Origin of the sequence: Vibrio sp. THAF190c, assembly GCF_009363355.1 — a bacterium.
Classification (GTDB): domain Bacteria; phylum Pseudomonadota; class Gammaproteobacteria; order Enterobacterales; family Vibrionaceae; genus Vibrio; species Vibrio fortis_A.
In genome coordinates, this window is record NZ_CP045338.1 from 1293595 (window position 1) to 1306238 (window position 12644).

10 protein-coding genes are annotated in these 12644 nt (G+C 44.4%); 3 read left to right on the top strand and 7 right to left on the bottom strand.

Features of this window, described 5'->3' with window-relative positions; genetic code table 11:
• Positions 1-215 precede the first annotated feature (215 nt).
• A complete protein-coding gene (locus FIV04_RS05900; RefSeq protein WP_152468528.1) occupies positions 216-728 on the bottom strand; it encodes a glycine cleavage system protein R in 513 nt (170 codons plus the stop codon).
• 217 nt (positions 729-945) lie between these two features.
• Positions 946-1854, bottom strand: coding sequence for a DUF3943 domain-containing protein (locus tag FIV04_RS05905; protein WP_152468529.1), 909 nt, complete (start codon positions 1852-1854; stop codon positions 946-948).
• 209 nt (positions 1855-2063) lie between these two features.
• Between FIV04_RS05905 and FIV04_RS05910 the strand changes: the two genes are divergently transcribed.
• Positions 2064-3299, top strand: coding sequence for a CinA family nicotinamide mononucleotide deamidase-related protein (locus FIV04_RS05910; protein WP_152468530.1), 1236 nt, complete (start codon positions 2064-2066; stop codon positions 3297-3299).
• 101 nt (positions 3300-3400) lie between these two features.
• On the opposite strand, the gene yfaE is transcribed toward FIV04_RS05910, so the two are convergent.
• The 4 genes from yfaE to ubiG form a co-directional block, all read right to left on the bottom strand.
• Positions 3401-3679 (bottom strand): class I ribonucleotide reductase maintenance protein YfaE, encoded by a 279-nt coding sequence (gene yfaE, locus FIV04_RS05915; RefSeq protein WP_150872047.1) that lies wholly within the window; start codon positions 3677-3679, stop codon positions 3401-3403.
• Complete coding sequence (gene nrdB, locus FIV04_RS05920) at positions 3679-4812, bottom strand: class Ia ribonucleoside-diphosphate reductase subunit beta (RefSeq protein ID WP_032549288.1); 1134 nt, start codon at positions 4810-4812, stop codon at positions 3679-3681. The genes yfaE and nrdB overlap by 1 nt, the downstream gene beginning before the upstream one ends.
• A gap of 100 nt (positions 4813-4912) precedes the next feature.
• Positions 4913-7189 (bottom strand): class 1a ribonucleoside-diphosphate reductase subunit alpha, encoded by a 2277-nt coding sequence (nrdA, locus tag FIV04_RS05925; RefSeq protein ID WP_152468531.1) that lies wholly within the window; start codon positions 7187-7189, stop codon positions 4913-4915.
• 505 nt (positions 7190-7694) lie between these two features.
• Entirely contained in the window at positions 7695-8438 is a 744-nt protein-coding gene (gene ubiG, locus FIV04_RS05935; protein ID WP_032549285.1) for a bifunctional 2-polyprenyl-6-hydroxyphenol methylase/3-demethylubiquinol 3-O-methyltransferase UbiG, read from the bottom strand.
• Between the two features lie 258 nt (positions 8439-8696).
• On the opposite strand from ubiG, the gene gyrA reads away from it, so the two are divergent.
• On the top strand, positions 8697-11327 hold the full coding sequence (gene gyrA, locus FIV04_RS05940; protein WP_152468532.1) for a DNA topoisomerase (ATP-hydrolyzing) subunit A: 2631 nt from the start codon (positions 8697-8699) through the stop codon (positions 11325-11327).
• A 161-nt stretch (positions 11328-11488) separates the two neighbouring features.
• Positions 11489-12115: a tetratricopeptide repeat protein gene (locus tag FIV04_RS05945; RefSeq protein ID WP_152468533.1), complete on the top strand. Its 627-nt coding sequence runs from the start codon at positions 11489-11491 to the stop codon at positions 12113-12115.
• A 91-nt stretch (positions 12116-12206) separates the two neighbouring features.
• Here FIV04_RS05945 and FIV04_RS05950 read toward each other — a convergent pair whose 3' ends face one another.
• Complete coding sequence (locus tag FIV04_RS05950; protein WP_152468534.1) at positions 12207-12551, bottom strand: rhodanese-like domain-containing protein; 345 nt, start codon at positions 12549-12551, stop codon at positions 12207-12209.
• Between the last annotated feature and the right edge of the window lie 93 nt (positions 12552-12644).

Genomic DNA, 12644 nt, shown 5'->3' on the forward strand with positions numbered 1-12644 from the left:
ACCTAAGTGACTAAGTTAATGAAAGTAGCTGTATGGTAACAAAAAACGCAACCAAGTAGTCCTGTTTCACTACCTAAAATTATGATTTACGTAGAATTTATATAGAAATTTTGTAAGTAATGTAAGAATTGAAAGGGATTTATAGGATGCGCTAGGGGGAAGGTAGGTTATGGCTTTCTCCTCCGGCAGTTTGTTTCACCGGAGGAGAAAGTGAATTAACTCTCAATCATCACACGCGTATCTTCGCTCAGTGTCTCAAGTTCGTTGGCGACGTCTTGGATTGGTAACTCAAGAGGGAGTTTTACGGCAATCTTAGCGGTGAAAAGACTTGAACTCACACCACCGCCTCCTGCGATAAACACACGGTGACAGTCCATATCGAGAATTGTAATACCTTGACCATCTAATACGTGGGTCACTTCGTTGACGATACCGGCGCGATCATTCGAGTCTAAGCGCAGATGATGTATCGTATCTTGTACTTGTGGAGAGTGGTCGGCATCAACAAATTGGACGGTTAAGTCGATATTGGCGCTAAATGCCTCTTTAACCGTGGACTCGTTGATTGCTGGGAGTTCTATTTTGATTACACCGGCAACTTGATCCTCAATGAAATTCACTTTACTGATTAGCCATTTGCCCCCGTTCTCGTGGGTGACTGCGGCAAGTTGCTTGATGGTTGCAGGTGACGCCTTACCAATAAAGTTAACGATAAATGTACTATTCATATCAGCCCCCAAAGATTCAATTGAACGTCCTTAATAAGCGTTTGAAATAACGAGATAATCTGTCTTACTTACAGTTTAGAAGCTGGATTAGAACAATATTTGACCTGCGTCAATTTTTGAAACTAAGCCGCAGCGCGAAACAAGTTAATGAAGAGTAGGGCACAAAAAAAGCGACTCGTAAGTCGCTTTTTAGGAAGATTTGCATTCATTGAGTGATTTAGAAGGTCACTTTGAAGTTCATACCGACAAATTGCGAGTCGTATGCAGCACCTGCATCGTATGCGAATTTAGCTGCATCTTGGTTGCCCCACCAAGGGTTAGTGTTCAGATTCACTTCTGCATCGCCACCCCAAGCATCACTTACCCAGTAATGAATGTGACCAACAGGGTTCAAGAAGAACAGAGAAACATCACCCATGGTTTGTGAGCCCATCACTTCACCACCAGACATTAGGATGTCTTGCTCAGCCTCTAGCATCATTTCACCAACAACCGCACCGAAGAATGGAGTAATGAAAAGGTCTTGCCAAGAAGGCACTTCAGCAAATGCTTCAACACCGTATTCCCAGAAGAAGGTCGACATGGTCCAAGAGTACACGAAAGACTCAAACTCGTTGTAGCCCGCGTGACGAGCTGCCGTGTAATAAACACCACCAAAGTAAGGGTGCATCACATAGTTTAGGAAGTGCTCATCTCGGTCCCATACCGGGCCATCAGAGACGTTATCTTTCCATTTTTGACCAAGCTTACTTAGGTCACGCTGGTCATCATCCCATTTGGTGATGGATTCAGGAAGGAATGTCATCAAACCAACAGTCGCAACACTAAGACCCAGAATGGTATAAGTTTGGCCCATTAGGTAATCCCAGTCTTTCTCTTCGCTTACTAAGAAATGCTTTGGTTGTTGGATTGAGAAATCGTACTCGTCGCTTGATTCACTTAGCGCGTAATTGGTGCTCGGCTTGTAGGTATACAAGTTATCATTTACGCAGTACTCTTGAGTACAATCATCCGAGTATGAAAGGTTGAATGGTTGGTCGAAATCGTATTGGCTTGCAACCGAGTTCGCTGACATTAACAGTGAAAATGCAGCAGTAACCTTTGCTAATAACGGTGATTTGGCCACAAGGGTCTCCATGAAAGTTGATAGGTGAGCGAAGTCACAATTATCTATTAATTGCCTGATTTATGGAACTAATAATTGTGAGCTTTCTGAAAGATAATCTTAAATTTCACATCATTAATACTTGTGAAATGACTTAAATGCCTAAACATTGAAGATAGACCACTTTAAAAATAATGCAGCGTCTTTATATGACAGCAAGGGATGAAAATATGACCAAAATCGCAATGTTAAGTACAGGTGAAGAAGTTCTTCACGGAGACATTGTAGACACGAATGCCGCTTGGATGTCCGCTGAGTTCTATCAACACGGCTTTGCATTGGCAAAACGTTCCACGGTCGGTGACCAAATGGGTGCGCTGGTGGAAGAGCTTTTGATGCTGAGTTTTAACTACGATGTGGTCATCGTTAATGGTGGGTTAGGGCCAACGACGGACGACATGAGTGCCGCCGCAGCAGCAAGTGCGGCTGATCAAAAACTGGTTCTTTTTCCTGATTGGCTGCAGCGTATGGAGAGTATGTTTGCAGCGCGTGGCGCTAAAATGCCAGACAGTAATCTCAAACAAGCGATGCTGCCTGAAAGTTCACAGATCGTCGATAACCCCGTCGGCACGGCTTGTGGTTTCAAACTTAAAATTAATGATGCAACCTTCTACTTCACTCCCGGTGTCCCGAGTGAGTTTAAAAAGATGGTGAAAGATCAAATTCTACCGGACCTTTCGCGAAGCTACCCAGAAATCAGTGCTTTTGAATGTAGCAGGCTCTACACCTTCGGACTCTCTGAATCTGGTATCTCAGATATTCTAGACCAGCTTAAGTTACCTGAAGGGTACGAATTAGGTTACCGTTCTTACTTACCCTTTATCGAAGTGAAGCTATTTGGGCCTAAGTCTGGCCTTGAAGTTCGTGTAAAACTGCTTCAGATGGTCCATAAGTTGCTGGAAGGCAATGTCGTGAGTGTCGATGAGCCAATGGTTGAGCATTTAGGTCATCTGTTGAGTGAAAAACACAAAACCTTATCTGTGTCAGAAGTCTCGACCAAGGGAGCTCTATCTGCATGGTTACAGTCCGACGAAAACCTTGAAAACTGTTTTGGCCACTCTTGGGTAATGGCGGAGAGTAAAGGCAGCGATATCGATAAAAGCGATCCTTTGGCTGCAACATTGGCCTTAGCTGGTGCGACAAGAGAGAAGTGTGCTACGGAGCTTGCTCTTGTGACTGGCAAACTTGAAGATAAGACCTTCAGTGTAGCGTTATCGACGCCAACAGGTGAGTGGGGGCAAGTATTTGAGTTTCACCGCTCATACAACCGAGAAGACTCTAGAACGGTAATCAAAACGGTTGCCGCAGACATGTTACGAAGACACTTAGAAAATAAACCTATGTTTGGTCAGTTCACTTCGCTTAAGCGCATCAAAGAGCTGTTCATTCCTAATTCTGTGTTATGACAACAGGCTTGTAACGTTAGAACCAATATATGATAAAGGGCCCGATAATATTAATTATCGGGCCCTTTGTGTTTTGATGCCTTTATCGAGCTATCGCATGACTAAGCGCGTTTCTGCTTGTTGCGATGAATCACGTTGCTCAATGACAACTCTGTTTTGGCTTTACAAATACAAGGTAAAATCTCGTTGCTTTGTGTATAAGCCATAGCAAAACCAACATACTCGACTTCACCCGAGTCCAATGTGCAGCGACAAGCGCCACAGTGACCATCTCGGCAGTTGTACTCAGGCTCAAGTCCTGCCTGCTCCATGGTCTCTAACAGAGTGTTAGATGGGTTAGATTCAATCGTGATGAGTTTGTTGATCTTCAGTGTTGGCATTACAGTTCGAAACCTTCGAAGTCATCTGCACTTACTTCGTTGTCGATTTGACCAACTAGGTAAGATGAAATTTCTGCTTCCTGTGGTGCTACTTGAACGTTATCAGAAGATAACCAAGCGTTGATCCACGGGATAGGGTTAGACGTTGCTTCTGGGTAAGCAGTACCTAGACCAACCGCCTGCATACGAATGTTCGTAATGTACTCAACGTATTGGCAAAGGATGTCTTTGTTTAGACCGATCATAGAGCCATCTTTGAATAGGTATTCTGCCCACTCTTTCTCTTGCTCTGCTGCATCTTTAAACAGGTCGAAACACTCTTGCTTACACTCTTCGGCGATCTGCATGAATGAGAAGTCATCTTGACCGTTACGTAGCAGGTTAATCATGTGCTGAGTACCAGTTAGGTGAAGCGCTTCATCACGAGCGATTAGCTTGATGATTTTCGCATTACCTTCCATTAGCTCACGCTCAGCGAATGCAAATGAACATGCAAAACTTACGTAGAAACGGATAGCTTCTAGTGCGTTAACAGACATCAGACATAGGTACAGTTTCTTCTTCAGCTCGTATAGAGATACTTTGATCTCTTCGCCGTTGATGTTGTGTGTACCTTCACCGTAGCGGTGGTAGTCAGACGTCAGTTTGATTAACTCGTCGTAGTAGTGTGCAATGTCTTTCGCACGCGCTAGGATGTGTTCATTTTCAACGATGTCGTCGAACACAACGCCTGGATCATTCACAATGTTGCGGATGATGTGCGTGTAAGAGCGAGAGTGGATTGTTTCAGAGAAAGACCAAGTCTCGATCCAAGTTTCAACTTCTGGTAGTGATACCAGTGGAAGTAGCGCTACGTTCGGGCTACGGCCTTGAATTGAGTCAAGAAGCGTTTGGTACTTCAGGTTTGAAATGAAGATGTGCTTCTCGTGCTCTGGTAGCTTGTTGTAGTCGATACGGTCGCTAGATACGTCAACTTCTTCTGGACGCCAGAAGAAAGACAGTTGCTTCTCGATAAGCTTTTCGAAGATTTCAAATTTCTGTTGGTCGTAACGCGCTACGTTTACAGATTGACCAAGGAACATAGGTTCTTTTAGTTGGTCATTTTTTGTTTGGGTAAAAGTACTGTAAGCCATGAATGCCTCAAATCCTTTCCAGACCTATATAACAGGCCTCGTTAATGCTTTAGACCCAGAGAAGAAGGCTTCTCTGGGTTCTTATGTTTGTTACTTGTGCTTAGATCTTACAACCGCCGCCTGCACAATCATCTTCTTGTGCCACTGCGCCCTGTTCGTCTTTCGCACCATCACGAGTGTTATGGTAGTAAAGCGTCTTCACACCGTATTTGTATGCAGTCAGTAGGTCTTGAAGAAGTTTCTTCATTGGTACTTTACCGCTTTCGTATACGTTTGGATCATAGTTAGTGTTTGCTGAAATCGCTTGGTCTACAAACTTCTGCATGATACCCACTAGGTGAAGGTAACCGTCGTTAGAACCGATGTTCCAAAGTAGCTCGTAGTTGTCTTTCAGGTTTAGGAAATCAGGCACAACCTGTTTCAAAATACCGTCTTTCGATGCTTTTACAGAAACGAAACCACGTGGTGGCTCAATACCGTTCGTTGCGTTAGAGATCTGAGAAGACGTCTCAGAAGGCATTAGCGCTGTTAGTGTTGAGTTACGTAGGCCGTGTTCAACGATCTCTGCACGTAGTGCATCCCAGTCGTAGTGAAGCGGTTCTTCACATACTAGATCAACGTCTTTCTTGTAAGTGTCGATTGGCAGTAGGCCTTTCGCGTAGTTCGTTTCGTGGAACGAAGGACACTTACCTTGTTCTTTCGCAAGCTCTACCGATGCTTTCAATAGGTGGTATTGGATAGCTTCGAATGTACGGTGAGTTAGACCGTTTGCGCTGCCATCAGAGTACTTAACACCGTTTTTCGCTAAGTAGTATGCGTAGTTGATAACACCAACACCCAGAGTACGACGGTTCATTGTTGACTTGTAAGCCGCTGGCAGTGGGTAATCTTGGTAGTCAAGAAGTGCATCAAGTGCACGAACCACTAGGTCAGATAGTTCTGCTAGGTCATCAAGAGAGTCAATAGCGCCAAGGTTGAATGCAGAAAGCGTACATAGTGCAATCTCACCTTCGTCGTCTTCTACGTTTGTTAGCGGCTTAGTTGGAAGCGCGATTTCAAGACATAGGTTTGACTGGCGAACAGGTGCTACTTCCGCATCAAATGGGCTGTGAGTGTTACAGTGGTCTACGTTTTGAATGTAGATACGGCCTGTAGAAGCACGCTCTTGCATTAGTAGAGAGAATAGCTCTACCGCTTTCACTGTTTCACGCTTGATCGATGGATCGTTCTCGTACTTAACGTAAAGCTCTTCAAAACGTTCTTGGTTTTCGAAGAACGCATCGTATAGACCAGGTACGTCAGATGGCGAGAATAGGCTGATGTTACCGCCTTGAACCAGACGAGAGTACATAAGCTTGTTCAGCTGTACACCGTAATCCATGTGACGAACACGGTTCTCTTCTACACCACGGTTGTTTTTCAGTACAAGTAGAGACTGAACTTCACCGTGCCATAGTGGGTAGAATACTGTTGCAGCACCGCCACGTACGCCACCTTGAGAACAACACTTAACCGCAGTTTGGAAGTATTTGTAGAATGGGATACAACCAGTGTGGAATGCTTCACCACCGCGAATCTCTGAACCTAGAGCACGAATACGACCAGCGTTGATACCAATACCAGCACGCTGAGAAACGTAACGTACGATTGAACTTGCTGTTGCGTTAATTGAATCTAGACTGTCACCACACTCAATCAGTACACAAGAGCTGAATTGACGTGTAGGAGTACGTACACCAGACATGATCGGTGTAGGTAGGGAAATCTTAAATGTCGACGCGGCATCGTAGAAACGCTTGATGTAATCAAGACGAGTTTCTTTCGGGTACTTAGCGAATAGACAAGCAGCAACCAAAATGTATAGGAACTGAGCACTTTCGTAGATCTCTTTCGTTACACGGTTTTGCACGAAGTATTTACCTTCAAGTTGCTTAACCGCTGCGTAAGAGAAGTCTAGGTCGCGTTTGTGATCGATGTATTGATCCAGTTCAGCAAACTCTGCTGGCGTGTAGTCTTCCAGAAGGTGACTGTCGTACTTACCCATATCAACCAGTTTTGCAACGTGGTCAAATAGTGCTGGTGGCTCGTATTGACCGTACGCTTTCTTACGTAGGTGGAATACAGCTAGGCGCGCAGCTAGGTATTGGTAATCAGGAGTCTCTTCGGAGATTAGATCCGCAGCTGACTTGATGATCGTCTCATGGATGTCAGTTGTGGTGATGCCATCATAAAATTGAATGTGAGCTTTCAATTCTACTTGTGATACAGAAACATTGTGCAAGCCTTCTGCTGCCCATGTGATCACGCGGTGGATCTTTTCTAGATCAATCGTTTCTTTGCGACCGTTACGCTTAGTAACAGTAAGTTGTTGGTTCATTCTGCTTAATTTCCCTAACAAAACTGATTAAAGCCGTGTTTTTGTCTATTTCTGTGTAATTTTTGTAAATTACATGTCGGCTTTGTGATCTTGGTCTACCCATATATTGTAGTTCAAACACAACATATAGGGGTCATTTGTTTGTTGGGTTACAAGATAGTGCTAGGCCGGAGATTTTTCAAGGCAAAGAAATGGGAGTTCTTGTGGATAACTACTAAATTGAAAAAAAACTGTAAGTGACCACTAACTGATGAGGATAGCTCTCACTTGATTGTAGAAAATTGGCTTTTTAATGATGGTTTAATTTTGCGCGCTCATAAAAAAAAATTCCTTGATCTTTGGCCAAAAGAGGAGGCGGATTTTCAAAGGTTAAAATTGAATCTAGATGGTCAAAATGGAATCGGGAGCACGAAATTTAGACTGAAAAAAGTCGCAAACTTATGGTAATTGCAACCTTTTTCATTAGTCTAAATTAAATTATTTTTTATGGGGTTATTGGTAGGATTTACGCAAAATTCTTTGTGTGAACAATGTAGTTAACATCTACGTTACTTCCCAGACGGTAGGTGTCCGTCAGTGGGTTGTAATGCAAGCCAGTAATGCCTAATTCCTGTAGAGGCGTGTTATCGATCATCTTGATAAGTTCAGCAGGGCGAATGAACTTTTCGTGCTCGTGAGTACCTTCTGGAACGATCTTCAATAGCTTCTCCGCGCCAACAATCGCAAACAAGTACGACTTAAAGTTGCGGTTTAGTGTTGAGAAAAAGACGTGGCCGTTAGGCTTCACTAACTTAGAGCAAGCCGTGATCACCGATTGTGGGTCTGGTACGTGCTCAAGCATCTCCATACAAGTTACCACATCATACGTTTGTGGGTTTTGCTCTGCGTGATCTTCAATGGTGCTCTGAATGTACTCAAGCTTGGTGCCAGTCTCTAACGCATGCAAACGAGCAACTTCTAACGGCTCTTTACCCATGTCTAAACCGGTAACAACTGCGCCTTCTTTTGCCATGCTCTCAGCAAGAATACCGCCGCCACAACCCACGTCGAGAACTTTCTTTCCGAACAGGCCTTCTGTTTTTTCTAGCACGTAGTTTAGGCGTAAAGGGTTGATTTGGTGAAGAGGCTTAAACTCGCCTTCGAGATCCCACCAGCGTGACGCCATGTCTTCGAATTTTTTGATTTCTGCTGGGTCGACGTTCTGTGATTTGGTCATAATCGGCATTTCCAAGTTAAATAATGCATCCATGAAATTGAGAGCATTATAACTTGGCTTTTGCCTCTGACCAGAAGATCTACAATTTTGCGAATTTGTTGGACGCAAAGTAACCATCTTTCAGCAAGATATGATGATGACGTGCAATTTCTCATCAATTGATTGGCTACAAGGCTCACAAGATGATAAAAGGATAGGGAAAGTGATGCCTCACAAGGTAAATTTGTGTTATATTTTTCGGTCTTATACGTATTCAAAAATACGATCTGACTATAGAGGGAAAATGGCTCTATGAGCGATCTAGCGAAAGAGATCACGCCCGTAAATATTGAAGATGAGCTTAGAGGTTCATACCTAGACTACGCGATGTCCGTCATCGTTGGTCGTGCCCTTCCTGATGTGCGTGATGGCCTAAAACCAGTACACCGCCGCGTTCTATTCGCGATGAATGTACTTGGTAATGATTGGAACAAACCATATAAAAAATCTGCTCGTGTAGTAGGTGATGTAATCGGTAAATATCACCCGCACGGTGATAGCGCTGTATACGACACTATTGTTCGTATGGCTCAGCCGTTCTCACTGCGTTACATGCTAGTTGATGGCCAAGGTAACTTTGGTTCTATCGATGGCGACTCCGCGGCTGCAATGCGTTATACCGAAGTTCGTATGGCGAAAATTGCCCACGAGCTTTTGGCTGACCTTGATAAAGAAACGGTGGACTACGTACCTAACTATGATGGTACTGAACAGATCCCAGCGGTTCTACCAACGAAAATTCCTAACCTATTGGTAAACGGTGCTTCTGGTATCGCGGTAGGTATGGCGACCAACATCCCACCTCATAACCTAGGTGAAGTTGTTGATGGCTGTTTGGCTTACATCAATAATGAAGAGATCACGATTGATGAGCTAATGGACTACATTCCTGGTCCTGATTTCCCAACAGCAGCGCTGATCAGCGGTCGTAAAGGCATCGTCGATGCTTACAAGACTGGTCGCGGCAAGATTTACATGCGTTCAAAAGCGGACATCGAAGTAGAGAAGAGTGGTAAAGAGACCATTATCGTTACTGAGATCCCTTACCAAGTAAACAAAGCACGTCTGATCGAGAAGATTGCTGAACTGGTTAAAGATAAGAAAGTAGAAGGCATCAGTGCACTACGTGACGAGTCTGATAAAGACGGTATGCGTATTGTTATTGAATGTAAGCGTGATGCAGTGGGCGAAGTGGTTCTAAATAACCTTTACGCACAAACTCAGCTGCAAACAACTTTCGGTATCAACATGGTTGCTCTAAACAACGGCCAACCACAGTTGTTCAACTTGAAAGACATGCTTAAGTGCTTCGTAGACCACCGCCGTGAGGTTGTGACTCGTCGTACTATTTACGAACTAAGAAAAGCACGTGATCGTGCACACATCTTAGAAGCGTTATCTCTGGCTCTAGCGAACATTGATGAAGTTATTGAACTTATCAAGAACGCCCCAACGCCAGCAGAAGCAAAAGTTGGCCTAGTTTCACGTGGTTGGGACCTAGGTAATGTTGCTTCAATGCTTGAGCGCGCAGGCACTGACGCGGCTCGTCCAGATTGGTTAGAAGACCAATACGGCATCCGTGACGGTCAGTACTTCCTAACGGAAACGCAAGCGCAAGCAATCCTAGAACTTCGTCTACACCGTCTAACCGGTCTAGAGCACGAGAAGATTCTAGACGAATACAAAGCACTTCTTGATGAGATCGCTGAGCTAATGCACATCCTTGCAAGCACTGAGCGCCTAATGGAAGTGATCCGTGAAGAATTAGAAGCAGTTCGCGATATCTACGGTGACGCACGTCGCACTGAGATCACCGCAGCTAGCCACGATATCGACATGGAAGAGCTGATTGCTCAAGAAGACGTAGTGGTGACACTGTCACACGAAGGTTACGTTAAGTACCAAATCCTAAGCGACTACGAAGCACAGCGTCGTGGTGGTAAAGGTAAGAGTGCGACTAAGATGAAAGATGAGGATTACATTGAGCGTCTGCTTGTTGCTAATACTCACGATAACATCTTATGTTTCTCTACTCGTGGTAAGACGTACCGTCTGAAAGTTTACCAATTACCACTAGCAAGTCGTACAGCTCGTGGTAAGCCAATCGTGAACATTCTTCCTTTAGAGGAAGGTGAGCGCATTACGGCAATTCTACCTGTATCTGAGTTCTCTGAAGATAAGTTCATCTTCATGGCGACTGGCGACGGTACTGTTAAGAAGACATCACTCGATCAGTTCGCAAACGTACGTGCTAACGGCCTAATCGCAGTTAACCTACGTGACGATGATTCGCTAATTGGCGTAGACATCACGAACGGCGATAGCGATATCATGCTGTTCTCGAAGTCGGGTAAAGTGGTTCGTTTCAACGAAGATAAAGTTCGCCCGATGGGTCGTACAGCGGCGGGTGTTCGCGGTATGAAGCTTCCAGAAGATGACCAAGTTGTGTCGCTGATTGTTCCTTCTAACGAAGGTGACATTCTAACTGTGACTCAAAATGGTTACGGTAAGCGTACTGAGCTTGCGGAGTACCCAACTAAGGGTCGTGCAACTCAAGGTGTTGTATCTATCAAAGTCTCTGAACGTAACGGCCCAGTTGTTGGCGCAGTTCAAGTTGAAGAAGGCGATGAGATGATGATGATCACCGACGCAGGTACACTAGTACGTACTCGCGTAGCGGAAGTAAGCCAAGTTGGCCGTAATACGCAAGGTGTAACGCTAATCCGTACTTCTGAAGACGAAAACGTAGTTGGTCTACAGCGCATCGACGAAGTTGAAGAAGCAGAAGTCGTTGAAGGTGAAGTTGCAGAAGGTGAAGCGCCAGAAGCAACAGCTGAACAGCCAGCTGCAGATGCATCTTCAGATGAGCAAGACACAGAATAAAATCTATCGTTAAACATGATTTTATGAATAAAAACCGAGCCTTAGTGCTCGGTTTTTTTATGTTTCAAATTCAGCATCAAAGTCAGGAAAGTTCGTAAACTCGATCAAAGTATATTGTTGAAGAAAGGGGTAAAGTAAGGCTTCTATTCTAGGAGATATGCATGGAAAATTGGTTGTTGATCTCGATCTTACTCACAAGCCTCTTTATCGTCTTGATTATCTTTATGAGTAGTCGCAGCAAAACGGCACGTCGCCTTAATTTAAGCTTGGCAGTGTTTGCTGTTCTAGGGACAGGAGTTTTATGGTATCTGATGAAACAAGATCTGCCACAGCCTGACCTTTCTGAGTCACAACCCGTTACCTTCGCTAACTATCAAAGTGAACTGCAGAGCAAGCTTGAACAAGATCCAAACCAAGCAGAACTGTGGTTTAAACTCGGCAGTGTCTACCTTGAGCAAGGGGAGTTTGCAGCAGCCGTAACGAGCTACGATTATGCTATCCGACTAGAGCGCACGCCAGTAGCACGACTGTTTGCTGCAAAAGCTACGGCGTTATACTACGCGAATAAGCAGTCGATGGGAGAGGAGGTCAATGCACTTCTTAAACGATCTTTGGAGCTTGATCCTAACGATCGTACAGCATTAATGCTCATTGCGAGCGATCACTTCATTAGCATGCGATATGAGCAAGCGATCGAGGTCTGGACTCAGCTGTTAGACTCGAACCAGCAAGGGCTTGATAGGGTTTCAATCATCCACTCGATCAATCAAGCTAAGCAGATGCTGTAATAAAACACCTTCTACTGATTAGCTTGTTAGGATCAACCTGCGATCTTGCTTAAAGCTCTGTTTTCCTATTAAGATGAGTAAAGTTCAGAGCTTATTTACTTTGTTGCATCTCTACCAATCCACCAGCGTTGTGTAAATTGGTGAAGCCTTGCTTTTCTAACCATTGATAGGCTTGGCCTGAGCGATTTCCACTACGACAATAAAGAACGATTTGAGTGCCCTTGTCGAGTTGTGCGAAATGCTGCTCTATCTCATAGAGAGGATAGTTAATCGCATTGTCTAAATGACCATCTGCGAATTCTTGAGGCGTTCTTACATCAACAATCAAAGCGCCTTGCTCAATCCATTCCCATCCCGTTTCTGCACGCTCAGAGGCTTGAGCGATGCCACAGGTTAAACTTGTACACAATGCGGTGATGACTAATGTTGTTTTCATCGGTTCTCCATTGGCTCTCGAGTGGGTGAATAAGATAAAAGAAAGCCACACGTAGAGTGTGGCTTGATTTGATGGTGACGTCTATTTCAGGGC

Bases quoted from the DNA above. Each gene is read 5' to 3' on its own strand.
- yfaE (WP_150872047.1), bottom strand. From the start codon at position 3,679: ATGCCAACACTGAAGATCAACAAACTCATCACGATTGAATCTAACCCA.
- FIV04_RS05950 (WP_152468534.1), bottom strand. From the start codon at position 12,551: ATGAAAACAACATTAGTCATCACCGCATTGTGTACAAGTTTAACCTGT.
- nrdB (WP_032549288.1), bottom strand. From the start codon at position 4,812: ATGGCTTACAGTACTTTTACCCAAACAAAAAATGACCAACTAAAAGAA.
- gyrA (WP_152468532.1), top strand. From the start codon at position 8,697: ATGAGCGATCTAGCGAAAGAGATCACGCCCGTAAATATTGAAGATGAG.
- nrdA (WP_152468531.1), bottom strand. From the start codon at position 7,189: ATGAACCAACAACTTACTGTTACTAAGCGTAACGGTCGCAAAGAAACG.
- FIV04_RS05910 (WP_152468530.1), top strand. From the start codon at position 2,064: ATGACCAAAATCGCAATGTTAAGTACAGGTGAAGAAGTTCTTCACGGA.
- FIV04_RS05900 (WP_152468528.1), bottom strand. From the start codon at position 728: ATGAATAGTACATTTATCGTTAACTTTATTGGTAAGGCGTCACCTGCA.
- ubiG (WP_032549285.1), bottom strand. From the start codon at position 8,438: ATGGATGCATTATTTAACTTGGAAATGCCGATTATGACCAAATCACAG.
- FIV04_RS05945 (WP_152468533.1), top strand. From the start codon at position 11,489: ATGGAAAATTGGTTGTTGATCTCGATCTTACTCACAAGCCTCTTTATC.